The organism is Acinetobacter sp. WU_MDCI_Abxc222, from assembly GCF_025514755.1.
In the GTDB taxonomy this organism is placed as follows: domain Bacteria; phylum Pseudomonadota; class Gammaproteobacteria; order Pseudomonadales; family Moraxellaceae; genus Acinetobacter; species Acinetobacter geminorum.
On record NZ_JAHPVG010000001.1, the window covers coordinates 85466 to 109714 of the forward strand.

Annotated in this window: 24 protein-coding genes; 9 read left to right on the forward strand and 15 right to left on the reverse strand. The window is 36.1% G+C overall.

Annotated elements, in window-relative coordinates; genetic code table 11:
* Positions 1 to 74: 74 nt before the first annotated feature.
* The 6 genes from KTJ10_RS00390 to KTJ10_RS00415 all read left to right on the forward strand — a co-directional run bounded on the left by KTJ10_RS00390 (position 75) and on the right by KTJ10_RS00415 (position 6922).
* Entirely contained in the window at positions 75 to 365 is a 291-nt protein-coding gene (locus KTJ10_RS00390; RefSeq protein ID WP_086264689.1) for a hypothetical protein, read from the forward strand.
* 492 nt (positions 366 to 857) lie between these two features.
* Positions 858 to 1391, forward strand: a complete 534-nt coding sequence (locus KTJ10_RS00395; RefSeq protein ID WP_002113678.1) for a fimbrial protein — start codon at positions 858 to 860, stop codon at positions 1389 to 1391.
* Positions 1392 to 1478: 87 nt separating this feature from the next.
* On the forward strand, positions 1479 to 2213 hold the full coding sequence (locus KTJ10_RS00400; RefSeq protein ID WP_017398844.1) for a molecular chaperone: 735 nt from the start codon (positions 1479 to 1481) through the stop codon (positions 2211 to 2213).
* 55 nt (positions 2214 to 2268) lie between these two features.
* Positions 2269 to 4830, forward strand: coding sequence for a fimbria/pilus outer membrane usher protein (locus KTJ10_RS00405; RefSeq protein ID WP_262441076.1), 2562 nt, complete (start codon positions 2269 to 2271; stop codon positions 4828 to 4830).
* On the forward strand, positions 4827 to 5840 hold the full coding sequence (locus KTJ10_RS00410) for a fimbrial protein (protein WP_064784179.1): 1014 nt from the start codon (positions 4827 to 4829) through the stop codon (positions 5838 to 5840). The genes KTJ10_RS00405 and KTJ10_RS00410 overlap by 4 nt, the downstream gene beginning before the upstream one ends.
* Positions 5841 to 5944: 104 nt before the next feature.
* Positions 5945 to 6922 (forward strand): DUF4882 domain-containing protein, encoded by a 978-nt coding sequence (locus tag KTJ10_RS00415; protein ID WP_262441077.1) that lies wholly within the window; start codon positions 5945 to 5947, stop codon positions 6920 to 6922.
* 57 nt (positions 6923 to 6979) lie between these two features.
* Here KTJ10_RS00415 and KTJ10_RS00420 read toward each other — a convergent pair whose 3' ends face one another.
* Positions 6980 to 8089 (reverse strand): S-(hydroxymethyl)glutathione dehydrogenase/class III alcohol dehydrogenase, encoded by a 1110-nt coding sequence (locus KTJ10_RS00420; RefSeq protein ID WP_002113559.1) that lies wholly within the window; start codon positions 8087 to 8089, stop codon positions 6980 to 6982.
* A 227-nt stretch (positions 8090 to 8316) separates the two neighbouring features.
* A complete protein-coding gene (locus KTJ10_RS00425; RefSeq protein ID WP_262441078.1) occupies positions 8317 to 10188 on the reverse strand; it encodes a phage capsid protein in 1872 nt (623 codons plus the stop codon).
* A 183-nt stretch (positions 10189 to 10371) separates the two neighbouring features.
* Between KTJ10_RS00425 and KTJ10_RS00430 the strand changes: the two genes are divergently transcribed.
* Complete coding sequence (locus tag KTJ10_RS00430) at positions 10372 to 11529, forward strand: catalase family protein (protein ID WP_262441079.1); 1158 nt, start codon at positions 10372 to 10374, stop codon at positions 11527 to 11529.
* 85 nt (positions 11530 to 11614) lie between these two features.
* On the opposite strand, the gene KTJ10_RS00435 is transcribed toward KTJ10_RS00430, so the two are convergent.
* From KTJ10_RS00435 to KTJ10_RS00445, 3 genes are all read right to left on the reverse strand, one after another.
* Positions 11615 to 11920: a hypothetical protein gene (locus KTJ10_RS00435; protein ID WP_199976868.1), complete on the reverse strand. Its 306-nt coding sequence runs from the start codon at positions 11918 to 11920 to the stop codon at positions 11615 to 11617.
* 409 nt (positions 11921 to 12329) lie between these two features.
* A complete protein-coding gene (locus tag KTJ10_RS00440) occupies positions 12330 to 12785 on the reverse strand; it encodes a hypothetical protein (RefSeq protein WP_086264682.1) in 456 nt (151 codons plus the stop codon).
* A gap of 193 nt (positions 12786 to 12978) precedes the next feature.
* Positions 12979 to 13413 carry a GFA family protein gene (locus tag KTJ10_RS00445; RefSeq protein ID WP_199976867.1) on the reverse strand — a complete coding sequence of 145 codons (435 nt, stop codon included), beginning with the start codon at positions 13411 to 13413 and terminating at the stop codon, positions 12979 to 12981.
* A 225-nt stretch (positions 13414 to 13638) separates the two neighbouring features.
* Here KTJ10_RS00445 and KTJ10_RS00450 point away from each other — a divergent pair, with 225 nt between their 5' ends.
* Positions 13639 to 15204, forward strand: coding sequence for a phospholipase D family protein (locus KTJ10_RS00450; RefSeq protein WP_086264680.1), 1566 nt, complete (start codon positions 13639 to 13641; stop codon positions 15202 to 15204).
* A gap of 17 nt (positions 15205 to 15221) precedes the next feature.
* On the opposite strand, the gene KTJ10_RS00455 is transcribed toward KTJ10_RS00450, so the two are convergent.
* The 9 genes from KTJ10_RS00455 to pqqA all read right to left on the reverse strand — a co-directional run bounded on the left by KTJ10_RS00455 (position 15222) and on the right by pqqA (position 21578).
* Entirely contained in the window at positions 15222 to 15809 is a 588-nt protein-coding gene (locus KTJ10_RS00455) for a uracil-DNA glycosylase family protein (protein WP_262441080.1), read from the reverse strand.
* Positions 15810 to 16010: 201 nt separating this feature from the next.
* Complete coding sequence (locus KTJ10_RS00460) at positions 16011 to 16247, reverse strand: hypothetical protein (RefSeq protein ID WP_262441081.1); 237 nt, start codon at positions 16245 to 16247, stop codon at positions 16011 to 16013.
* A 244-nt stretch (positions 16248 to 16491) separates the two neighbouring features.
* Positions 16492 to 16668 (reverse strand): hypothetical protein, encoded by a 177-nt coding sequence (locus tag KTJ10_RS00465; RefSeq protein ID WP_086264677.1) that lies wholly within the window; start codon positions 16666 to 16668, stop codon positions 16492 to 16494.
* Between the two features lie 577 nt (positions 16669 to 17245).
* Positions 17246 to 18298, reverse strand: coding sequence for a dipeptidase (locus tag KTJ10_RS00470; protein ID WP_262441082.1), 1053 nt, complete (start codon positions 18296 to 18298; stop codon positions 17246 to 17248).
* A 19-nt stretch (positions 18299 to 18317) separates the two neighbouring features.
* On the reverse strand, positions 18318 to 19472 hold the full coding sequence (pqqE, locus tag KTJ10_RS00475) for a pyrroloquinoline quinone biosynthesis protein PqqE (RefSeq protein ID WP_262441083.1): 1155 nt from the start codon (positions 19470 to 19472) through the stop codon (positions 18318 to 18320).
* Positions 19469 to 19753 carry a pyrroloquinoline quinone biosynthesis peptide chaperone PqqD gene (gene pqqD / locus KTJ10_RS00480; protein WP_004792407.1) on the reverse strand — a complete coding sequence of 95 codons (285 nt, stop codon included), beginning with the start codon at positions 19751 to 19753 and terminating at the stop codon, positions 19469 to 19471. The genes pqqE and pqqD overlap by 4 nt, the downstream gene beginning before the upstream one ends.
* Positions 19750 to 20508 (reverse strand): pyrroloquinoline-quinone synthase PqqC, encoded by a 759-nt coding sequence (gene pqqC / locus KTJ10_RS00485; RefSeq protein WP_130172663.1) that lies wholly within the window; start codon positions 20506 to 20508, stop codon positions 19750 to 19752. The genes pqqD and pqqC overlap by 4 nt, the downstream gene beginning before the upstream one ends.
* An 8-nt stretch (positions 20509 to 20516) precedes the next feature.
* Positions 20517 to 21428, reverse strand: a complete 912-nt coding sequence (gene pqqB / locus KTJ10_RS00490) for a pyrroloquinoline quinone biosynthesis protein PqqB (RefSeq protein ID WP_044103724.1) — start codon at positions 21426 to 21428, stop codon at positions 20517 to 20519.
* Between the two features lie 75 nt (positions 21429 to 21503).
* Positions 21504 to 21578 carry a pyrroloquinoline quinone precursor peptide PqqA gene (gene pqqA / locus KTJ10_RS00495; RefSeq protein WP_001982218.1) on the reverse strand — a complete coding sequence of 25 codons (75 nt, stop codon included), beginning with the start codon at positions 21576 to 21578 and terminating at the stop codon, positions 21504 to 21506.
* Positions 21579 to 21826: 248 nt separating this feature from the next.
* Here pqqA and KTJ10_RS00500 point away from each other — a divergent pair, with 248 nt between their 5' ends.
* Positions 21827 to 23617, forward strand: coding sequence for a bifunctional metallophosphatase/5'-nucleotidase (locus tag KTJ10_RS00500; RefSeq protein ID WP_262441084.1), 1791 nt, complete (start codon positions 21827 to 21829; stop codon positions 23615 to 23617).
* Positions 23618 to 23670: 53 nt separating this feature from the next.
* Here the strand turns inward: KTJ10_RS00500 and KTJ10_RS00505 are convergent, their stop codons facing one another.
* Positions 23671 to 24072, reverse strand: a complete 402-nt coding sequence (locus KTJ10_RS00505) for a transcriptional repressor (protein WP_004792413.1) — start codon at positions 24070 to 24072, stop codon at positions 23671 to 23673.
* Positions 24073 to 24249 lie beyond the last annotated feature (177 nt).

The following is a 24249-nucleotide window of genomic DNA, read 5'->3' on the forward strand; positions in this document are numbered from 1 at the left end:
AGCTTAATAATTGTTTTTAAATTAAAAATAATGTATCAATTATATATAAGCTATTTTATAAATAGGTATATAAAATGAAAAATAATATATTTAAACTTCTTGTTTTGATGGTGCTTTCCACTTCCCCACTATTCTGTTATGCAAGTAACACTATAATGATAAGAGGAAATATTGTTGAAGATACGTGTTCAAGAGAACATAGTGAGATAGAATGTGTTGATGTAAATAATTTAAATATTAAACTTGATAGTGAATATTTAAATAAAGATAGTCTTTTTAAATTAGCTCAACACACTGAGAAAATGGACACTAGTATTGAAAGTATAGGTTCGAATCACAAGGTTGTACTTATCAATTATCACTAACTTATAACTAGAATATTTGAGCTTATTTCATTAGTAAGCTTGGATAAGAGAGTGATTTATCGAATTCATCGCACATTTTGATGAATTGACGATTGGATCACTCTTTCTTATTAAAAATGACTATTCGTCTATTTTTTCTGTATACATATACATAATTTATTCTATATAATTGTATTCTAAGAGTTTAAGCTTATTTTTCACATAAATTGTTTAATTCTTTTCAATTTGCATAGTGTTCTTATGTAACTTGCTTTTTTACATAGTATCTTTCTTCCATAAAATAAAAAAACTTTTATAAACAACTGCATAGGTTGTAAATACTAGCCCTACATTCAAAATAAATAGCGCGGCACAATTAAAATTATGAAAAAATAATGTGATGTAGTTTGCATTTTGTTTAAGAAGTGTTAATATCGCCGCATTACTTTTCAAGATGTCAAACACTGGAAAAGTAAGGAAATAAACTTTTATCCAGACTTTTGAGAAAACACTATGAAAAAACTTGCTTTGATTGCTGCTCTTTCGGTTGTAGGGATTGCTAATGCTCAAGCTGCTGATGGTACAATTACAATTAATGGTTTAGTTACAGACAAAACTTGTGACATCGTTACCCCTGCTGGTAAAGACTTCACAGTTACTCTTCCAACTGTTTCTAAACAAACTTTAGCTGTTGCTGGGGATGTTGCTGGTCGTACTCCTTTCCAAATCAACTTAGCTAACTGTTCACAAGGTAAAGTAGCTACTTACTTCGAACCAGGTGCAACTGTTGACTTTAATACTGGTCGCTTACTTAACCAAGACGCTACTGGTGCTAAAAACGTTAACGTTCAACTTTTAGGTAGCAACAACAACTTCATCCCAGTACTTGCTGCGGGTGCAAACGGTGCTCAAGCTAACTCTCAATGGGTTGACGTAGCTGATGGCGCAGGTGCTGACCTTAACTACTACGCTGAATACTATGCAACTGGCGCTTCTACTGCTGGTAAAGTAACTACTTCTGTTCAATACACAATTATCTATCAATAATTAATTGATAGCGGGGTTTCTATGTCCGCATGGAAACCCTGTTTTGTGTAACGCTTTCCTGAATCTTTCTTGGTTGAGAACTCGAAAATGAAATTGAACAGTTATAATTTTTTGTTAGGTTTAGCATTTGCTTCAGCAGTTATTGCACCTGCTACTCAAGCAGAAATTGTAATTCATGGCACTCGTGTAATTTACCCGTCAGATGCTAGAGAAGTTACGCTACAAGTTAGCAATAACGGTTCAAAGCCAGCACTTGTCCAAGCTTGGATTGACGAAGGTGACCCAAAAAGTACACCGGACCAATCAAAAGTTCCTTTTATGATTGCTCCTCCTATTTCTCGTGTTGAAGCAACGAAAAGTCAGACTCTTCGTATTACAGCTTTACCAAATGCTTCTCAGTTAAATCAGAAGCAAGAAACAGTTCTGTGGTTGAATATTTTAGATATTCCACCAAGACCTACTTCAAAAAGTGAAGATACGACACCTGATAATTTCTTACAACTTGCAATTCGTTCACGCATTAAATTCTTCTATCGTCCTTCATCGATTAAAGAAGATGCGAATTTAGCATCAGATAAGCTTCAATGGATTAAATCTGGTCAAAATTTAACGGTAAAAAATCCTACCCCTTTTCATATCACAATGACTTCTGTTTACCAAAAGGCAGGTGATAAAAAGGTTGATTTATTACCTCAGGGGCTAATGATTAAGCCTTTCTCTGAAGCGTCAGTTCAGCTTAAGAATGGCAACCTTCAAGATATGAGTTTTATTAACGTCAATGACTATGGTGGTCGCGTTGAGCACCCGATAAAACTTCAGTAATCAGATTTATCTTTTTAATAAATTTAAGCACCTATATGTGTAGGCGGACTTAGCTATGCCAAAAAAAAGGCAAGAATCTTATAAATTATTAAAACGCCATATTTGTTACTACTTGGCTTCTGGTGTTGTCACAATGACAATGCCTGTATTCGTGCATGCTGAAGAAACAACTACGAGTGCTCCAGTAGAGGCTGAATTTGATTCTGCTTTTTTAATTGGGGATGCTCAGAAAGTTGATATTTCTCGTTTTAAATATGGAAACCCTGTTTTACCAGGCGAGTATAACGTTGACGTATATGTAAATGGTCAATGGTTTGGCAAACGTCGTATGGTCTTTAAAGCATTAGACCCTAATAAAAATGCAGTAACCTGTTTCACAGGAACAAACCTACTTGAGTACGGCGTTAAACAAGACATTTTGTCTAAACATACTGCCCTTCAAAAAGAAAATAATAGTTGTTATAAAATTGAAGAGTGGGTTGAAAATGCATTCTATGAGTTTGATACCTCTCGTTTACGTGTAGATATTTCTATTCCGCAAGTTGCTTTGCAAAAAAATGCGCAAGGTTATGTCGACCCAAGCGTATGGGATCGTGGTATCAATGCTGGTTTTCTGTCTTATAGTGGTAGTGCTTATAAAACATTTAATCAGTCGAATGATCAAAGTGAAACAACAAACGCATTTATGGGCGTTACGGCTGGTTTAAATATTGCTGGTTGGCAATTACGTCATAATGGCCAGTGGCAATGGCAAGATACACCTGCTGAAAATCAATCTAAATCAGATTATCAAGAAACAAGTACATACTTACAAAGAGCCTTCCCTAAATACCGTGGTGTTTTAACGCTAGGTGATAGTTTTACAAACGGCGAAGTATTTGACTCTATTGGTTATCGTGGTATCGATTTCTCAAGTGATGACCGAATGCTACCAAATAGTATGTTAGGTTACGCCCCGCGTATTCGTGGTAACGCAAAAACCAATGCAAAAGTTGAAGTTCGTCAACAAGGCCAACTTATCTATCAAACAACTGTTGCACCAGGTAATTTTGAGATTAATGACCTTTACCCTACTGGTTTTGGCGGGGAAATTGAAGTTTCTATTATTGAAGCAAATGGCCAAGTACAAAAATTTTCGGTTCCATATGCTTCAGTTGTACAAATGTTGCGTCCAGGTGTAAACCGTTACTCTTTGACTGTAGGTCAATTCCGAGATCAAGATATCGACCTTAACCCTTGGGTAGTTCAGGGTAAATACCAACAAGGTATTAACAACTACCTAACAGGTTATACGGGCATACAAGCTACAGAAAATTATGCTGCTGTATTGTTAGGTGCTGCTTTTGCTACACCAATTGGTGCTGTTGCATTAGATGTGACGCACTCAGAAGCTGACTTTGAAAAACAGTCATCACAATCTGGGCAAAGTTTCCGTTTAAGTTATAGTAAGTTAATTTCTCCGACTAACACAAACTTAACCCTTGCTGCATATCGTTACTCGACAGAAAACTTCTATAAATTACGTGATGCTCTACTTATTCGCGATTTAGAAGAAAAAGGTGTAAACACTTATGCGGCTGCGGGCCACCAGCGTAGTGAATTCCAAATTACTTTAAACCAAGGACTTCCTGAAGGTTGGGGTAACTTCTATGTAGTGGGTTCGTGGGTTGACTATTGGAACCGTAGCGAAAGTACTAAGCAGTACCAAATTGGTTATAGCAATAACTACCATGGTTTAACTTATGGTTTATCTGCCATTAACCGTAAGGTTGAGTACGGTTCAAATGATGCGACGCATGATACTGAATATTTAATGACGCTTTCATTCCCGATTAACTTTAAGAAGAATTCAGTCAACGTCAACGTTACTGCTTCTGAAGACAGCCGTACTGTTGGTGCAAGTGGGATGGTTGGCGATCGCTTTAGTTATGGTGCCTCTGTTTCGCATCAAGACTATGCAAACCCAACGTTTAACGCTAATGGTCGTTATCGTACGAACTATACAACTGTTGGCGGCTCTTATAGTATTGCTGACTCTTACCAACAAGCAATGGTTAGCTTAAGTGGTAGTGTGGTTGCACATTCAGATGGTATTTTATTTGGACCTGAGCAAGGCCAAACAATGGTACTTGTACATGCACCTGATGCAGCTGGGGCAAAAGTGAATAATACCGTTGGTTTAAGTGTAAATAAGGCTGGTTATGCGGTTATCCCGTATGTAACACCTTACCGCCTAAATGATATTACGCTTGACCCACAAGAGATGTCGAGCCAAGTAGAATTAGAAGAAACAAGTCAACGTATCGCACCTTTTGCTGGTGCAATTGCGAAAGTAGATTTTACGACCAAGACAGGTTATGCAGTCTACATTAATAGTAAAACTGCTGATGGCAACAGTTTACCATTTGGAGCTCAAGTCTTTAATCAAAAAGATGAAGCTGTAGGTATTGTTGCGCAAGGTAGTATGATTTACTTACGTACCCCACTTGCTCAAGATAGTCTCTATGTAAAATGGGGCGACGAAAGCAATGAGCGTTGTTCGGTTGAGTATAACATCAGTAATCAGTTGCAAAATAAGCAACAAAGCATGGTAATGACTGAGGCTGTCTGCAAATGAAAAAATTACTCTTAAACAGTGCATTAGTTGCAGTAGGTTTTTGTATTAATACGGCGACTCAAGCTGCGTGTTCAACTAGTTCGGGCTTCAAAACAATTGATGTTCCTATGAGAGTTGGACGAGTTGTAGTTCGACCAAGCGACCCTGTGGGTAAAGTTTTAGTTAAATCACTTTTTGAGATCAGACCAGATTCTTATACCTACTATACCTGTAGTCTTTCGGATATGTTGACGGCACAGTTATTACAAAATTACCCAATTAGTTCACTTGGGGATAGCATCTATTCAACAAATATCCCAGGAATTGGTATTCGTCTCTATCGTGAAGCATTTAATGCTGGAAATTTCTCTGGTTACTACCCTTATACTCGTCGTGTCCCAAGCAGTCGCTTTTATCTTGCAGAAGGCTATTTCGTTGTAGAAATTGTGAAAACAGCTGAAAATACTGGAGCCGGAACTTTAGTTCCTGGTGTTTATAGTAGTTATTATGCTGGAAACCGAAGTGATCGTCCATTTTTAACCAGTACCGTATATGGTAACGCAATTACTATCGCTTCGTCTTCTTGTGAATGGCGTGGTGCTATTAATAAACAGGTACAACTGCCAACGGTTACAAAGGCAGGGTTTAAAGGTGTTGGTTCAACTCAAGGAGACCAATCCTTCGAACTAAATATTCTGTGTAATGGCGGTATAAACCCAACGGGTTATGAAGAAAAAAACCTTATTAGCTTGAGTTTTGATTATCAACAAGACGGTACTAATACTCAAGTTTTAAAAAATCTTGAACCAAATGCAACTAAAGCAAATGGTGTTGGAGTTCAACTTGTATGGAATTATCAAAATAAGAATCAGGTTATTGGCGTAGGTAATAAACTAGAATTGGGAACCGTACAATCAAATCAAACCATTCAATATGATGTTCCTTTAACAGCTCGATACTATCAAACTGCAGCAAATGTTACGCCTGGTAAAGTTCGTGCAATGGCCACTGTAACTATTGAATATGATTAATCATATTCAATAGTTTATAAACATAATAATTTTAAATATTAATAATAAATTTTAATTTATCAATACGTTATAAAAAGTTAATACTTAATTTGATAGGAATATTTATGAAAAAAATAGGTATGGTTACTCTTAGTGCAGTGACATTATGTTGGGCCATGTATGAAGTGTCTTCTGATAATACCAATACAGTAACGCATAGCGAATCTAACCAAAAAGTCGCATCTCAAAACTTTTCATCAACTGCAAAGAATGAAAAATTAGCGTCTCAAATCCTCTTGGCTCAAACGAATTCCCTTAATTCCTCTGCCCCAGTCTGCCAATACAATTTTGATGCAACTCAAGAAGATTATGATCTTTGGAATAATGAACACTCTGATTATTGGTCTATGAAAAAATTCCCATTGATAATTGGCCAAAAATTTAGTCTTAAAGTGGATCAGCCTATACCAGAAAATGAATATGGTATTGTAGAGTATGTAGCTAAAAGTAAAGCTAGTCTTCATTCATCCAATAACATTGGAGATTTCATATTACCTCACACAGGTATTATTGCATTTGAAATAGAGCTTAAGCTTCCAATCTCAGCTATTGGAAACTCATCATTTGGTAATTCTGCTTATTACTTCTCTGCCATTGGTTTTAATGGCGTAACAAATAATGGCTATACAGTTAGATCCAACTATTGGTTTGATATGGGCACTTATGATCCAGATTTTGGTGAGAATCCTGCTAAATTAAGCTATAATATAGCTTACCGGCTTAGAGATAATAGCGGACCCGACCATCCATACTATAAAGGTCAGAAGCTGGCAAATAATGCAAATGGATACCAAAGATTAGGTGTCTATATTAATCAGAACATTAAGCAAGTTGGCTTTATTATAAATGGTGTTGATCAGGGATATAAATCTACTTTACCCGCTCCACTTGAGAATATAAGCTTTTCTGCTTCAAGTGCTATATCCATAGATGCTGAACAATTATTTGGACAAGAGTTGTCTAGTGAACTCATTACTGACCGTAATGCATTACAGTTTAACTATCCTCAGGGCACAACAGACATGTGTGGTAATGCTATTTAAGATATAAAACTATAAGTGGTAAAAAAGGGCTGAATCACAGCCCTTTTTTTCTTTTATTTAGAAATGAATGACAGTACGAATTGATTTACCTTCGTGCATTAAATCAAAAGCGGTATTAATGTCTTGTAGAGGCATTGTATGCGTTACAAAAGGTTCAAGTTGAATCTCACCTTTCATAGCATCTTCGACCATTTTAGGAAGTTGTGAGCGGCCTTTTACCCCACCAAAAGCAGTACCTAACCATTTACGGCCTGTCACTAGCTGGAATGGACGAGTCGAAATTTCTTGACCTGCACCAGCAACACCAATAATAACGGATTGTCCCCAACCACGATGTGCACACTCTAGAGCCGAACGCATAACCTTGACGTTACCAATACATTCAAATGAATGATCTACGCCCCAACCTGTCATTTCTACAATCACTTGCTGAATAGGTTGGTCATAATCTTTTGGATTTAAGAAATCGGTAGCACCAAACTGTTTAGCAAGTTCAAATTTATCTGGGTTTGTATCTACGACAATAATGCGTCCTGCTTTCGCTTGGCGTGCACCTTGTACAACAGCTAAACCAATACCGCCTAAACCAAATACGGCAACAGAATCACCTTCTTGTACTTTTGCTGTGTTATGCACGGCGCCAATACCAGTTGTCACACCACATCCAAGTAAACAAACTTGTTCGTGATTCGCTTCAGGATTGATTTTAGCCAAAGAGACTTCTGCAACTACCGTATATTCACTAAAGGTTGAACAACCCATGTAATGGTAAATCGGTTCGCCGTTATATGAAAAACGTGTGGTTCCATCCGGCATTACACCTTTACCTTGAGTAGCACGTACCGCAACACATAAGTTGGTTTTTCCAGATTTACAGAATAAACACTCTTTACATTCAGCCGTATAAAGTGGAATCACATGGTCACCAGGTTTAACGCTTGTTACACCCTCACCCACTTCAACCACAACACCTGCGCCTTCATGACCTAAGATGGCAGGAAAAACACCCTCTGGGTCATCGCCAGATAATGTAAAAGCATCGGTATGACATACCCCTGTATGGGTAATTTTTATTAAAACTTCACCCGCTTGAGGTGGTGCAACATCAACTTCAACAATTTCTAAAGGTTTTCCTGGGGCAAAGGCGACAGCTGCACGAGATTTCATCTTTGGGTTTCCTTTAAATCATTCGGTATTTATAGTCGAGCAAAATAGATTATATATCTCTAATACAAGAGCTTAATTTTGCTTAAATTAAAATTGGCTTTCATGACAATCCATCACAGCATAGCCAGTCAGATACATCTAAGCAAGCCTACATTTAAAAAAGAAGAAAACCTCTTACTTGAAGAGGTTTCTTATCAAATCATTATCTTATAAGCAGCTTTTTTTAGTTATAGGTAAATATCTGGTGGATATGGTGTGTTATCACTAATTGGAGAATAAAGCGTATTTTCAACAAAGAAGCCATTTGGAGCTTGAGTGGTATCAATCGTAATTGAATCATACATAACTTGTGGATATGCCCAGATAAATTGCTTCATTAACCCTAAAGAAACATTGTTTTTCATGTCACCAAAAATTCGTTGCCAAATGGGTGTTCGATATGGCTTGGTTTTATCAAAACCATAGATATAAGCAATAGAGGCATCGGGAACAAAACCAGATAAATAAATGACTTTATTGGCAGGATAGCCTAACCCTTGTATAGGTATTTGGGAAACTGCCTGATGTGCCAAGTCTAAGCGAGCTTCTAGCAACCAGTCATAAGCTTCTGTCATCATGTAATCAAAATTAGGATATGAATAATGTTGGCTTGGATAGTTAATATAAGTAGCTAATGTCTGAATTGGGGACTGAATGGAAGGAAAGAAAATAAGAGGACTAACTTTGGCAGTAGAATATTTTGCTTTGATCACGGTACGAATATTTTGACAGGTTTGACCTAATTTATTTCTAAGCCATGTTTTAAACTCATCATATGGCGTTCCTGTTTTATTCATTGCCTCATAAATAGTACCCAAATCTGGTGCATATAATCCTGTATCCGCATTAAAAGCCAATTTTGTTGGGTAGTCATACACACAAGGTAGATTGGTGTCAGTGTTATACCACCACCAAGGTTCACCAATCTGCATATTTACATCGCATCCACCCCCTACCATTGTATCTGCAAACTCAATAAAGACTTTATGTAGATATGCCAAAGCATTCTGATGATTTAAACTAAAAAAATAGCTCGGTGGTTGGTAACCTGTTTTACCTAAATTACTGTTCCAGTCACGCTGTGCCCAATATTCATTGGCGCCCAAGGAATACATTTCAAAGCTGACCCCAAAAATGGGTTGCAAACTGGCGCTATGTAAAGCTTGAGCATATTTCTCATGCCATTTACGAGTGCATGAGTTAACGACCGCCTCGCCTGTCACCAACGTATCAGGTATCTGCCATTTATTAATATCGCTTTTCCATGTCATTTCCGGATAATGCGACATTCCACAATAGTGGTTAACGAAACCCTGGTATCCCAAAGCGACCATATTGTTGACTAGGCGTTGCGGGTTTAAGTCATAGTGGTCATCATAGCTGGTGCAGATGCCATAATTGTGCTGTGGCACAACTACACGGCTCAAATTTAACTTTGCATTTGTTCCAGTTACAACGGAGTTAGTGAGGCGAATGTAGCCATCTTTTGGTTGACTTAAAGGTATAGCGGTTTGACCATTATAGTCACTGGTAAAGCCAGAAAATGAGATTCGCTGAATATTGGTTACCGGAAAGCTATCTGTAGCAGAGAAGCCTGCTTTTACTGTATCCCAATTAATACGAATATGCGCCGTTCGCGAGGAAGGATTATTTGCGTAATTAAATAGAACAACATATGCAATTTTATTTACGCCATTTTCATTATAGTACACCGTTAAAGTGGGCGTTAAACTTGGATTGTTAAGCACTGGCATCGTGGCAGATAACTCAATATCGAAGTCCCAAACCACCCCTGCATAGCTATATTTGGTTTGATACGCTAAAAATTTATGATCTTTAGTGTCATAAGAATCCCAAGTAATTCCTACCAAATCATTTGTCATACGTGATCTAAAAGATGCTTCAAAACCATTTCCATAGTTCGTAATGGCGAAAGACATCGTTTGCGGGCCGTCTATTCTCCAATAAATAGGGCTAAACCGATCAATAAGTGTATTCTGAGTGATTGGGCGAGGTGATGTATTAGTATTATTTTGTACATTTTGTGAGTTAGTTATCATGTCTACATTCTCTTAATGTATTAAGAGGTTTTATATTAAATAATAATTCCTATTTTATTGTTCAGATAAGTAACAATGACGTTTAAATTATTTACAATTTATATTTATCATAAAGTTCAAAATAAAATTAAACATGAAATCTTAATATTATCCTAAAATATTTTTACATTGAGGAGTTAATAAATGACAGCTTTTATACAGCCTATAAATTTTAAAGTTTTGTTTTTATTTACTCCTCTTATATTTGCATTATCAGGTTGTACAGAAACTTTATATTCCAACACAATGTCAACTGCAAAGACCTTTTCGGAAAGTAACGCTTATCCAGAGATCGACACAGTATTAGGAGAAAAGTTACAGCCTAATGAAGAACTAATAGCCCATCACATAGCTCAAGTCATTGAAAAGTCGATTCGTGAACAATATACGGCAGGAAATGCTTTACGTGATGCACATCCTAAGGCGCATGGTTGTGTTCGTGCCGATTTTCATGTCTCAAAAAATATACCAGCTCAGTTTGCTAAAGGAATGTTTATTCCAGATCAAAATTATCAAGCATGGATTCGCTTTTCAAATGCTTCTAATGACGCCTCTAGTGCCGACATAGACAAAGATGCACGCGGAATAGCAATAAAAATTTTAGGTGTATCAGGACAGAAAATTTTAGAAAGTGAAAAACAAGCAACCACGCAAGATTTTATTATGATTAATCATCCGGTCTTTTTTGTGAATGATGCTAAACGATATCTTTCTTTTATGAATGATGTGAATAGCCATAATATGATCAGAAAATTTCATATTCCATTTGCATTAGGTGTTAAAGGAACTATGAATGCACTCGGAGCACGTAATTCACAAATCGCAAACCCACTCTATGCGCGTTACTGGTCTATGGTTCCCTATCAATTAGGGCTAGGTAATGACCGAAAAGCGGTTAAATATTCAGTTCGTGCTTGTTCAATGCAGCCAAATAATCTACCTAAAAATCCTAGTCATGATTTCTTAAGAGAAGCTTTAAAGAATACTTTGCAAAATACCGATGCCTGTATGGAGTTTCTTATTCAGCCACGTACTTCAAGTCAAATGGTGGTAGAAGATGCAATGACAGAATGGGATGAAAATAAAGCTCCTTTTTATCAAGTGGCGACTATTCACATACCAAAGCAAGACTTTGATACACCAGAACAAAACAACTTCTGCGAAAATTTATCTTTTACACCGTGGCATGCTTTACCTGAGCATAAGCCATTAGGCGCAGTAAATAGAATGCGTAAAGTCATTTATGAAAATATAAGCAGAGTTCGACATGATATGAATTCAGCCACTAGACAAGAACCTTAGATGCTTTACCTATTACGATTTGGTGATTGAAAATAAGTTTAAATATGATTGTTCTCAAATACTCTTGCCTGAGCATAAGCTTTCTTTAATGAATACCTTTGCTTGTATCTATAGTGATGCGATCAATAAAGTCTGCCAGCCATAAAATAAAATCATCTTCGCTTTTATGCTTCGGAATCAAGCTCATATCTAATCTAATAGGTAGTTCATTTTTTACACTAACAATAGAACCTTCGAAGTTGACAAAGTTATATAAAAACTTTAGCTCAGTACCTGCAATAGCTTTTTTGATTTCCATAAGGAGGTTATTTAAGTTTTTAAAGTGGTTGTTTGAATAATTACTCTTAATATTTTTATTAATTTTTTCTGCTAATAGTAAGTATTTTGGCATTTTTATCTCCCTATTAATTCTTTATAAAATATGAGTATAGTTTGAAAGTTATAAAAATAAGTTTTTAATTTTTATTAAATTGTTTCTGTATTTTTAATTTTAATTGATAATTTATGTGTAATATAACTATTTATTTTTTTGAAGTGTGATTTATTTTTGGTTTTTATTCTTGATTAAATTGGTTGGTATTTAGCTTTTACTAAAACACTCGAATTTTAAATTTATGTTCAATGTGCTTAATATTTTAATTTGCTAAGGCTGTTTAATATTTACTTGAGACTAAAAGATAATTAAATTTTTTGTAAGAATAAGGTGGGCTAAATTAAAAAACCGCCCCAGTAGGCGGATGCTGAATTTACAGCGAGATATAGAAGTGTAGTGGACGATCACTTCTATATTTTTTATATACTTATTTTTCTTCTTTTATAATTTTAGTAAAAGCATCTGACTTGAAATAATTAATGATCATCTCTCCATCATCCCCTGTAGAAGATGATACTTTGAGGGGTTCTTCATAAGTAAACTTAAAATCTGGAGGAATAAATTTTGAGATTGGTGGAAGCTTTGCCTCACCTCCTGTTGTGATTCTTTCAATAAAACCCGCAAGCCAAAGAATATATTCATCTTTATTTTTATATTTTGGCATCAGGCTCATGTCTAACTTTATGGCACATTCTTCTAATGGCTTGGTTAAGCATTCTTCAAAATCTATAAAATTATATTTAAGTTTAAACTTGGTTCCTTTAATTTCGTTACGGATTGCACCAACTAAATGATTTAAGTTCTCTGCTGAGCTTTCTGAAAATAAATTTTTGTCCTCAATTTTTTTATACACATTCTCAGCGATGATTAAATATTGTGGCATCTCTATTTTCTCCCTTTTATAGTTAAGCTACTCACTCAGCCTTTTAAGGAAGTATGATAGATATCATGTTTTCTAATGTAATTGTTGTACTGCCAATTGTAATTAATGTGTTTTTGTGAAAGCTGCAAGCATAACTATCCGAAAAAATTCAGGATAATGCAAACTAAGTCTCATTTTGTAGATGGAAACTACTTTAACCAAAAAATATTTTTAGTTCATCCAAAGTTGGAAGTTGATTATAAGATTCATCAGCCGCAATTGTATTGGCCCAATTTGACTTTGAAACAATGCAAAAGTTAAGTTTTTTTAGTACGGTAAACTCTTGATCTAAAAGACCTAAAGGGATCCACATAAACTGAGTGCTACCTACTAAGTTAGGTACTGGTGATCCACATTGGCTGCAAAATGAAGATGTGAAGCCTGTTTCTTTTTTATAAGTGCGGACAAGTTCTAAACCTGACAACCACTCAAATTTATCTTTGCTTACTAATGTTGCTGCATTTGCCCCCGTTCCGGTTTGTTTACGGCAAAGACTACAGTGGCAGTGATAGACTGTGTTTATTTCATTAGTAATTGAAAATTTAACTTCATTGCATAGACAAGACCCTATATGACTCATCTCAAGCATCCTTAGAAAAATAATATTAAATATAGCATTAGGTTTAATATGGTTAAATTTAACTTTATATTTTTAAATGGATATGTTTTCTTAGAGCCTCCTATAAATATTATGGAATTGCTGGCGTTGAGGCTTGGCTGATAGTACTTGTAGAGTTTAATATGAATTTTGACATATAAATTGAATATAAAAATGCTGTGATGTGTTTATCTTGGATGCGACTTCAAAGCTTACATGATTAATCAACTCTATCAGCATTACAGTAGTATGGCATTAGATGCTTGGGGCTTTAAAAATACACCATCGTATAAAGGTACATACGACCCTGATGAGAATGATACAGTGACGAATAGCTTTAATTGGTTGAATGATGAGCAAGCTACAAAAAAAACAGAACAAGGACTGACTGCTTTTGTGGCATTAGATGATGCCTTTATCAGTATCGCTTCTCGTATGTATCTCATTAGAAATGCAAAAGAAAAAATCGATTTACAATATTATATTTGGACAAATGATTTTGTTGGAAACTTAATGCTGCACGAGTTACTAACGGCGGCAGATCGTGGTGTAAAAGTTCGGTTACTCATTGACGATCAGAATGGAGTAAAACTTGATGGTGTTCTAAGAAGTCTTCTACACCATCCTAACTTTGAAATTCGATTATTCAATCCCTACAAGTTTAGATATTTAAGAATTTTAGACTATATTTTCCGGTTCAAGAAAGTGAACCATCGCATGCATAATAAATTAATTATTGCAGATGGTGTGATTGCCGTAACGGGTGGTCGAAATATTAGTAGTGAATATTTTGACGCAAGTAGTAAGTTTCAGTTTACAGATCTAGATATTTTATTTTATGGGCATACGGTACAACATGCACAGTCTGTCTTTAATGATTTTTGGCAAAGTGATTTAAGCCAAAATGCTACTGAGCTGGTGGGTACATGTGCCATACATCACTTACAATCGTTACGGCAGCACTACCATGATTTAATTCATGAAAGTGAAAATCATACTCAAACCGAAGATAAGCTTTACGATGCTCAAAGCTATTTAAAAGAACTTTTAGAGCACTACCCAATCCAGTGGTCAAAAGCGCACTTTGTTGCAGATTCGCCTAAAAAAATATTAGGGCTAGCCTCCAAAGAAGAGATGCTCTATGGCCAAGTCATGAAGATTATGGGGGAACCAAAGCAGCATATCGAATTGGCTTCAGCTTATTTTGTTCCTACACAACAAGGCACTTACTACTTAAAACAACTCAAGGTACAAGGTGTTAAAGTCAGAGTTTTAACCAATTCTTTTGCTGCAAATGATGTGGCGATTGTGCATGCTTTTTATAGTCAATATCGAGTTGAAATGCTTAAAAGCGGAGTGGAACTATTTGAGTTTAAGCCATTTTTAGAACGCAGACGCAGAACATGGTATGAAGTGGTGACTGGAAGTGTAATCCCTGCAAAAGGTAAAAATAAATCGAGCTTGCATGCCAAATTTTTTGATGTAGATGGAAAAGTGTTTATTGGTTCGTTTAACTTCGATCCACGTTCAACTTACTTAAATACTGAGGTCGGTCTTGTTATTGAGTCGAGTCAATTACAAGCTCAAATTTCAGTCATGCTTGATCAACATTTACCTCAAGTCGCCTATCAACTTAAGTTAAATAGTGAAGGCAAGATTGTTTGGTTAGACTATCAATCGAATGGAAAAGTGGTTGAATACGAAAAAGACCCAGATACGAGTCTTTTCCAACGTACCATGATTAAGGCAGTTTCATATTTGCCGGTTGAATGGATGATGTGAGAGTAATTTGGTTTTATTTATAGAATACCAATCTCTTTAAAGAACTTTTGATAAGCCTCTGCTTTTTTCTCTAGTGCTAATGGATAGGCTCTAGAAGAAGATGGTAGACGGTATAAATCAATATTTCGTTCAGCAAAGTAAGTAGACGTAGAAGTTCCTATAAGAGGTTTTTCGGTGTGTTCTGGTAAAACTGAAATTAAAGTGTCAGTCGCTTTATCGCCAGTGGTCATAATGGTCTGACAAAGTGGTATCTGTTGTAGCAAAGTAGCAAGATCTGTCGGTGTTACTATTTCAAGAAATTTATCTGCGGCATTACCCTTCAATCGCTTAATTTGATAAGCCGTGTCAAAGATTGCAATACCAGTTTCAATTAAGAAACTTCGAATACGTTCTTCATTAAAATTTTTTTGGTTTTCGCTTAAAAAATAGTTTTTATCTTGTAAAAAGATCAAACCAAAAATACGCCACATGTCATTTTGGAAGTTTGGATAGTAAAAATCCATTTTCCATTTATTACGTGGTGGTGGAAAACTACCCAACATTAATAAACGGGCATTTGGGGGTAAAAATGGTTCAAGTGGATGAGTTTCTATCTCAATTAACATAAAAAATCAGTACATAGTTAAAAACTTCATAAATAAATTAACCTATTCGAAGGCTAATCACGAGTTAAGAAATGCAATTTCTCTCAATTAAATCATATATGTCAGAAAATTAGCTTTCAGTTAATGCATTGAGGCGAAATGTATCTATATTTCGCCTCTATCACTTAGAAATATAAAAGCTTACTTGCTGGCTACGAACCATTAGGAATTAAGGACTTTAAAGACTTTGCCTGTTCTTGGATGAGCAAAGCTATTATCCTGATCTAAATTAATGACCTTATCTGAAATTACAATTTTAGAAAGTGGTAACCAATTCTGCTCTACTGCAGCATCAACAAAGTTTTTTTCATAAATATTTTCATAAATTTGTTCAACAACGATTTCCATACCACACATACTTTTAGCATTCACTTCTTTTAAAATATGGCGTTTTGACATATTAGTCTCCTTTTTTATTATTCGCATCGATAATAATAAAGGCTCGACTGATACATTATGTAAATTTTAACAATCAAAGTGTTTTTTTTGTTTTAATCATACTTTTGTAATAATTAAATGAATAGTTGAGTGATTATTTAATTTAAATATTATCTCTAAGCTAATCTAATTCAAAATAATTATGGCTTTTTATTCTTAATAAAAATAAAAGGGTTCATGGCCTGAACCCTAATTTTATTTAGACCTAAACGTGTACTGCATTATCAAGTGAACCATCATCTTTGTCTTTAGCAGAGTCTTTACTAATCACTGAATCAGTATCGTTATCTCTGTTAAAACTCTTACTGTTCTTTTGCTTTTTCTTGTACATACACATCCCAATCGCAATACCTGTTCCTAAGACTATAATTGACTTTAACATTTTGCACCTCTTCGATTAACGGAGTAACTTTTGAGAAATTAACTTAAATTATTAGCACAAAATTTGTTATTTAAGGGCTTTCATTTGCTCCGGTTTTGTAATGTGTTTAATTTTTATGTTAATTGAATAATCTTATAATCCGTAAAAATAACTTTTGATACAAAGCAAAAAGCCTATTCTGTTTTATGAATAGGCTTTTTGCTGTATTTCAGGATTAAGCAGTATTATGAATTGCTTTAAGCAATCTTATTATCTTTAAATACACTACAAATGTATTTAATGCTGAACTTTTAGTCAAGATAGGATTGAGTGATTTTACTAATAATTGGTAATTCTTGTGATGATCATCACATTATATTATTGGGATAAGAAAAAACCCATTTCTACTTCTCATGAAGAAATGGGTGATGTGAAAACCACAAAAGACCTGAAATACCAAATGTTCTTACATTCAGTAAGGTTGAGTGTAGTGAATATACCGAATGGTTGACAATTAAACTATTTGTATTTTTTTTAGTCATTTCGGCCAATAAAAAAACAGTTATGATTCTGTAGATTAACTCTGTTTAGTCATTCATTATTGACCAAAAATTCTATAAAGTATCCTCACCCAATTATTAAGACATATATTTTCAATCAGTGTTTTAGAATAACCACGCTGTTGCATACGATCAATTAAGCGATGTAGGCCAGACACATCTTCAAGTTCTGTACCAATGAGTGCACCGTCAAAATCAGAACCAAAGCCCACATGTTCTTCGCCCAAATGATCCATTAAATATTCTAAATGTTCCAAAATTACATCTATGGATGTATCTGCATTTCGTTGTCCATCCGATCGTAAAAAAGCGACATCGAAATTAACCCCGACCATCCCTTTACTTTCTCGAATTGCTTTGAGTTGTGGGTCAGTTAAATTACGGGCTTGAGGGCATAAAGCATGTACATTAGAATGGGTTGCTACAATTGGCTGCTGCAATATTTTTACAGTATCCCAAAAAGCTTGTTCATTCATATGTGAAACATCAATCACCATTTTTTTATCAGCACAGCGCTTTACAAAATCTTTGCCATCACTCGTGAGACCTGCTCCTGTGTCGGGTGAGTGAGGAAACGTAGCATTTAAACCATGTCCAAAACGAGTAGGTCTATTCCAGAGGGGACCAATACTACGTATGCCTCTTTCATAAAATACATCGAGTAAATCAGGATTGTGTTGTAAAGCTTCTGCACCTTCCATATGCAATACAATTGCTAGCTTTTGCTCTGCTAAACAATCCTGAATATTTTGAACCGAGGTACAGATTTTAATATTTTTAGAATACTGAGTAAGTTGGTGAGCTAAATCGAGTTGTTCTAAACAAATTTGTTCAATTTGCTGTTGCGTAAAATCAGAAGCATTCGGATCAAATAATTTATTGGGATGATGCTGCTTAACATAGTTGTATGGGGGTAAAAAAATCGCAAACATTCCCCCCATAAAACCAGCTTCTTGACAGCGTTTTAAGTCCAGATGGCCTGATAGGCGTTCATGAACAAAAGCATGTACAGGATCTGGATGATCACTTAGCCATAAGCGTGTTAATGCATCATTATGTCCATCAAAAACTGGAATATGGCTAGGCTTCATGAGTATTCCTTCCTACTTGCTATATATCTGTAATCGTGTGGACTGGAATATTTTGTATGGTGCTTAAAGATTTAGAGTTTCTACTATTACGGAATACTAAATTTTGCAAAGGTGCAGCCAATTGACTTTCTGCCCGTGCTTGTTCAATCATTTGATGATACGGCGATTTCCCACATACAGGATCGGCATTAGCTGCATCTCCAGTCAACATATAGGCCTGACACCGACATCCACCAAAATCTCGGTCTTTATCAGGGCAACTACGGCAACCTTCTGGCATCCATGCATCACCACGAAAATGATTGAATCCAGTTGACTTGTACCATATATCTGACAATTTATGTTCGCGGACATTTGGAAACGAAATTGGCAATTGTCGTGCTGCATGGCAAGGTAGCGCCATACCATCTGGAGCAACTGTAAAGAAGATTTTACCCCAACCATTCATACAGGCTTTCGGTCGCTCTTCATAATAATCAGGCACTACAAAAATGAGTTTGCAAGGATGATTTTGCGCTTTTAATTTTTCTCGATATTCATTGGTAATCCGTTCAGCTCGTGTCAGTTGCTCTCGTGTGGGTAATAAACCTTGGCGGTTTAAAAAAGCCCAGCCGTAAAACTGACAAATTGCCAACTCGACTGTATCAGCATTCAGCTCAAGGCAAAGTTCAATAATTTGTTCAATCTGGTCAATGTTATGTCGATGAATAACAAAGTTAAGCACCATCGGATAATCGTATTTCTTAACCAGTCGACACATTTCATACTTTTGTTCAAAAGCATGCTTTGAACCTGCCAATGCATCATTCACCACAGGATCGCTAGCTTGAAAGCTCACTTGAATGTGGTCTAGGCCCGCTTGTTTTAGATCAGCAATGCGTTGTTCGGTAAGGCCCATACCGGAGGTAATTAAGTTGGTATAAAACCCGTGCTGATGAGCATGTACAACGAGTTGTTCTAAATCCTGACGTACTAGCGGTTCACCACCAGAAAAACCAAGTTGAACAGCACCCATCTGACGCGCCTGATCAAAAACGTCAAACCACTCTTGGGTGGTTAGCTCATTTTTATGCTGAGCATAGTCTAATGGGTTTGAGCAATATGGGCATTGTAGCGGACAACGATAAGTGAGTTCCGCTAATAACCATAAAGGTAGGCCAACACCTTCTGTCATACTAAATCAATCCAGTGTTGCTGCTTTGCGACCAGCATGTAATCCACTACATCTTGATCTATCTCAGCAATATCACCAAATTTTTGCTTTAACTGGGCAATAATTGCAGAAACATTTTGCTGCCCATCAATATATTGTCCGATTGCCCCTGCACTTTCATTTAACTTGATCATGCCTTCAGGATATAAAATCACAAAACCATTTTGAGCTGGCTCGAACTGAAAACGGTAACCTTGTCGCCAGGTTGGTACAAGATTTAAATCAAACTGCTCTTTATTCATTTAAATAGTCCTTTGTGCCAAACTCGTTTGCTTGTCACGCTGTGATACGGTGCTTCATTGTGAACATGTGCAAGTGTTAAAGCATCTAAAATGCTCCATAAAATATCCAGCTTAAACTGTAATATTTCCAGCATTCGTTCTTGTTGCTCAAAAGTTGTAAATGAATCAAGCGTAATTGTTAAACCATGTTCAACATCACGGCGTGCCTGACTTAAACGGGAACGAAAGTACTCATAGCCTTTATCATCAATCCATGGATAGTGCTGTGGCCATGAATCAAGTCGTGACTGATGAATTTGTGGGGCAAAAAGTTCAGTTAAAGAGCTGCTTGCTGCTTCACGCCATGAAGCACGACGTGCAAAATTTACATAGGCATCTACCGCAAAGCGTACACCAGGTAAAACTAACTCTTCGGAAATAACCTCTTCACGACTCAAGCCCACAGCTTCGGCTAACCGTAACCATGCTTCTCGACCACCTCCATCAGGATATTCACCATCTTGATCGATCATGCGTTGAATCCATTCTTGACGAACTCGTTGATCAGGGCAATTTGCCATAATCGCCGCATCTTTAAGCGGAATATTAATTTGATAGTAATAGCGGTTTGCAACCCAAGCCTGAATTTGTTGCTGGGTGGCTTTACCTTCATACATCATCACGTGAAATGGGTGATAAATATGATAATACTGGCCTTTATCGATAATGGCTTGTTTAAATTGTTCGGTTGTTAAAGCTTCAGGTGTTTGAGTCATGTTTCACCTTAGAGTTCAATTTGCATGCCATCATAGGCAACTTCTACACCATTTGCTTTAAGCTCAGCAAACTGGCTAGAGTTTTCATTTAAAATTGGATTGGTATTGTTAATATGAATTAGCACTTTTTTAGGTGTACTCAGCTGGTTTAAATAAGACAGTGAACCACCCTCGCCACTAATATATAAATGCCCCATTTCACGGCCAGTTTTAGTTCCAACCCCTGTTTGCTGCATTTCATCGTCTGTCCAAAGCGTACCATCAATCATGACGCAGTTTGAACTCTGCATAATCTGCATGATTTGATCATCAATTTTTCCAAGACCCGGTGCATAAAACAACTGCTTTTGTGTTTTATGATCTTTGATAATTAAAGCAATATTGTCGCCATCATGTGGGTCATGTCGATGTGGTGAATATGGCGGCGCAGCACTTTTAATAATTAAAGGCACAAACTCTAAATTTTCGAAACCATCAATTTTAAAGGCTTGTTTAGGATTAATTTGGTTGTATTGAAGACCACCATTCCAGTGTTTGAGCATATTAAAAACTGGAAAACCACTCGTTAAATCTTGATGGACCATTTCTGTACACCATACATTCATTGGGCAACCTTCACGTAAGGTTAAAAGCCCAGTCGTATGGTCTAACTGACTGTCCATTAAAATAACGCTTGTTATTCCTGTATCACGCAATTTACGCGCTGGTTGAGCTGCTTTAAATTCGAAGAGTTGCTGACGGATATCAGGTGATGCGTTTAATAAAACCCAATCTGTTCCATTTTCAGAAACAGCAATTGATGATTGAGTACGGGGTTTGGCTTGGATTGTGCCTGTGCGCACACCATGACAATTCGGGCAATTACAATTCCACTGCGGGAATCCGCCTCCAGCAGCTGAACCTAAAACATAAATATACATAAAATTAATATCTTATTAGAAAGAGATAAGCCCTAGAACAAGACTAGGGCTTATGACATATTTGAATGAAGCTGATTAACGTGCTTCAAAGTACATAGTAACTTCAAAACCAATGCGTAAATCAGTAAAAGCTGGTTTAGTCCATTGCATAAATTATCTCCGGTTCATATTAATCTTATGAAATGAATCACTTGATTAAGATTTATAAGGCAATTAAAAATTTATTCTAAATAAAAAAATTGGGTTTGTAGACCACCCCTAGCTAAGATATTGTTCGATAATTGTGTTTTTTGTCCAAATTTTAATATTCCGAACATAGTTGCTTATTGGGTGTTTCATCAAATATTCATACTAAAAGCGTATTTTTTATCCGTCTTAATTGATCAAATGATAAAAAAATGAAAAATTTAACAATACTTTTTAAAGTAACAACACTTTCTCTGGCTGTAGCGTTATTGGCGGGATGTAATGACGATGATGATAATGACACAGCACCACCTGCCCAAAGAAGCAATCAAACCGTAAATATTTTAGCTTTTAATGACTTTCATGGAAATCTTGAGCCCCCTAAGCGTTATATCGAGGCACCAAATCCAAATGATGCTGCTCAATCTGTTCGTATTCCTGTCGGTGGAGTGAGTTACTTTGCAGATGCGATTAAAAAACTTAAAGCAGAAAATCCAAATAATGCTGTAGTTTCGGCGGGTGATTTAATTAGTGCCTCTCCTCTCACTTCTTCTTTATTTTTAGATGAACCAACTATTGAAGTCATGAATGATATTCAAATTGATTTTAATGCTGTGGGTAACCATGAATTTGACCGTGGTACAGATGAATTACGCCGTTTAAAAAACGGTGGATGTCAGCAATATACCAGCACTGTCCCTTGTCAAATTAATAAAAACTTTAGTGGTGCAAAATTTGATTTCCTTGCTGCTAACGTAGCAATGAAAAATGACGCTAGTAAAACAATCTTTCCTGCATATAAAGTCAAAACTTATGGTGGAATTCCAGTCGCATTTATTGGTTTAACCCTTAAAGCGACGCCAAGTATTGTTTCTGCGGCGGGTATTAAAGACGTTGAGTTTCGTGATGAAGCTGATACGGTAAATGCCTTGATTCCTGAGTTACAAAAACAAGGCATTGAAGCAATTGTTGTTGTGGTACATGAAGGCGCAGCGCCGAGTACTAAGTTTAATGAAAAAACTTGTGATGGTTTAAGTGGTCCAATTTTAGGAATTTTGGATAAGCTTAATCCAGCAGTTGATATTGTTGTTTCAGGTCACACACATCAATCTTATATTTGTGACTATGCTACAAAAAATCCGGCAAAACCATTCTTGCTTACCTCAGCTGGACAATATGGCACGCTCATTACTGACATTAAGGTTGAACTTGATGGTAAAACCGGTGATGTGATTAAAAAGGATGCTAAACAGGTTCCTGTACAAAGTGAAGCCTACACATCTGGGACAACCACTGTAAGCCTTACAGATCTCTATCAAAAATTTAGTAAAACGCCAAGCATTGAAGCCATTTTAGATAAATACCGCCAAGCTGTGACTACCATTTCAAGTCGTGTGGTTGGAACTGCAACAGCAGTAATAAGTCGTACTCAAGTCGAAAGTGGTGAAAGTCCGCTAGGTATTATGATTGCCGATGCTCAGCAAGCGGCTGCCTTAAAAGCAAGTAATCAAGGCTCTGATTTTACGCTAATGAATCCAGGCGGTGTGCGTGCTGATCTACTTATTAATAGTAGCAACCAGATTACCTTTGGCGATGTTTTTGCGGTTCAACCATTTGGTAACTCTATTGTGACATTGAGCTTAACTGGCAAACAGATTAGAGATGTGCTTGAACAACAATGGTCTGGTGCAAATGCAAATTCGCCTAGAATTTTACAGCCATCTAAAGAGTTGAGTTATCAATATGCGACAAATACATCTGTTTTACCAAGAGCAAGTAACATCATGATTGCTGGTTCACCGTTGGTTGACACAAAAGTGTATCGCGTGACGGTAAATAGCTTCTTGGCAGATGGTGGTGACAACTTTACGGTATTAAAAGAAGGCCAAAACCGTGTAGGTGGTGGTCAAGATATTGATGCTCTGGAAACTTATGTTGCGGAAAACTCAAAGAATTCCCCATTAACTATTCCAGCTACGACTCGAATTAAAGTCATCAAATAGCAAATTTAATAAAAAGGGACAGTTTAGGCTGTCCTTTTTTCTATCTAAACTTTTTATTCTGTATAGAGATTAAGTTCAATGCTACTGATATTAGTCCCTGTATTTGCAAAAATAACATCTATGACTTCATGCAGTAGTTCTTTCACTTTTTCATGTTCATAGCTAGTTGCTTCTGCGGTTTTTAGACAAATCAAGTTACAGCTCATTTTATCTTTTCTAAGCTTATAAATACTCTTGCTTTTCCCTAGGAATACTCTTTTGATGAGTTTACGGTTTTCAAATTCCGACAAGATTCGATAAATCGTTCCTAGCGTTATTTTATGTTCATTTTTAATTTGCGCATAAATGCTCACCGCGCTTAAGCCTTGTGGATTTTGATTTAAAATTTCAAAAACCTGTATTCTCGATTTTTTTATTGGTAGTCCATTTAATAATGATTTTGAAGTTGCCGTCATGATTAATTAGCCTTAATGTTGAAAAGTATAGAAATTCTTAAAATTATTTTGTCTATACTGCTTTGAAAATTATGGAAATGATTTGATGTATAAATCAGAGCTTATCGCCCTATAAATAAGCTTTGATCTGATTATAAGATTATGAATAATTTAAGATTATTTCTACCCCACTACCTA